This window comes from Chloroflexota bacterium (assembly GCA_038040195.1).
In the GTDB taxonomy this organism is placed as follows: domain Bacteria; phylum Chloroflexota; class Limnocylindria; order QHBO01; family QHBO01; genus DASTEQ01.
Genome location: JBBPIR010000033.1, coordinates 1 through 1,582, shown reverse-complemented (window position 1 = coordinate 1,582; position 1,582 = coordinate 1). Strand labels below are relative to the sequence as shown.

The following is a 1,582-nucleotide window of genomic DNA, read 5'->3' as shown; positions in this document are numbered from 1 at the left end:
AGTTTCTGAAGGGGCTTCCGGGGACATCTGCAGGCCGACGCTTATGTTGTGTACGACAGCTTTTTTACCGACCCGGCGCGCGGGATGGTTGAGGTGGGCTGCTGGGCACACGCTCGCCGCCATTTTCATAACGCGTTGGAGAAGGACCCAGCGCGCATGGGCGGGGTACTGGCAATGATCGCGCATCTTTATGAAGTGGAAAAGGTGTCGCGTCAGAACGGGTTGCGCGGAGAAGCGTTGCGGCTGGCACGGGAACAGGATGCGGGCCCGATGCTCAAATTGTACTAGTCTCAGCTTGATCTGACATTTGATAGAATGCGCGATAGCGCAGAACAGGAGAATGTCAGATGAATACAGATCAGAAGATCATCAAGAATAAAGTGGGCTTGCTGAACCTGTCTGGGGTTCTGGGCAGCGTTTCAGAAGCCTGCAAAGTGATGGGCTATAGCCGGGACAGCTTCTACCGCTTCAAAGAGCTGTATGAGAAAGGCGGCGAGTTGGCCCTGAAGGAGATCAGCCGGCGCAAGCCGGTACTGAAGAACCGGGTCGAGCCGCACGTGGAGCAGGCAGTCCTCGCGATGGCGGTAGAACAGCCTGCCTATGGGCAGGTTCGGGTAGCCAACGAGCTGACCAAGCGCGGGATGTTTGTGTCGCCAACGGGCGTGCGGAGCGTCTGGCTGCGCCATGATCTGCAGACTTTCGGGCGCCGACTCAAAGCCCTGGAAGCCAAACTGGCGCAGGAGCCCGGCCACGTGCTGACAGAGGCCCAAGTGCAGGCGATGGAAAAGGCCAAACAGGAGAAGGAAGCTCACGGTGAGATCGACACGGCACATCCCGGCTATCTGGGCGCCCAAGATACGTATTATGTGGGCACCATTAAGGCTATCGGGCGCATTTATCAGCAGACCTTCATCGATACCTACACCAAGGTCGCGTTTGCGAAGCTTTATGATCGCAAGAATGCACTGGTAGCGGCGGACACGCTAAACGACCGCGTGCTGCCCTTCTTCGAAGAGCAGGAGGTGGCCTTGCTGCGTGTGTTGACAGACCGCGGAACAGAATACTGCGGCCAACGTGAACATCACGAATATGAACTGTATTTGGCCATCGAGAATATCGATCATTCCAGGACCAAGGCTCGTTCGCCACAAACCAACGGAATTTGCGAACGGTTTCATCGCACCATGCAGGATGAGTTCTACAGCATCGCGTTCCGCAAGAAGTTATACGGCAGTTTGGAGGAACTGCAAGCCGACGCCGATGCCTGGTTGCAAGAGTACAATAGGGACCGGCCACATTCAGGGAAGTACTGTTTTGGGAAGACGCCGATGCAGACGTTCTTAGATGCAAAACACCTGGCGCACGAGAAAGCCATTGATCGTTTTTCCGTAGCCAGTAGTTCCTTTTCTCCGCGCGAGCGCGCGGTTGTGGCTTAGTGACGTTGTCAGATCAAGTCTGAACTATTACATTTCATAGAACTCGCTAGGTGTCAAAAGACTCAGTGCTCCCGTGAAACAAGCAGACAACGAACGTCGTCTCTCCTCTCCCCAAAGTGTCTTCTACGTTTTGTAGGTACCGAATT

1 protein-coding gene and 1 pseudogene are annotated in these 1,582 nt (G+C 55.0%); both read left to right on the top strand.

Annotated elements, in window-relative coordinates:
• Positions 1–24: 24 nt before the first annotated feature.
• Positions 25–288, top strand: a pseudogene (locus tag AABM41_09845) (transposase).
• A gap of 59 nt (positions 289–347) precedes the next feature.
• The gene (locus AABM41_09840; protein MEK6192597.1) at positions 348–1,436 is read left to right on the top strand and encodes an IS481 family transposase; all 1,089 of its coding nucleotides are present in this window, start codon (positions 348–350) and stop codon (positions 1,434–1,436) included.
• Positions 1,437–1,582: the final 146 nt, after the last annotated feature.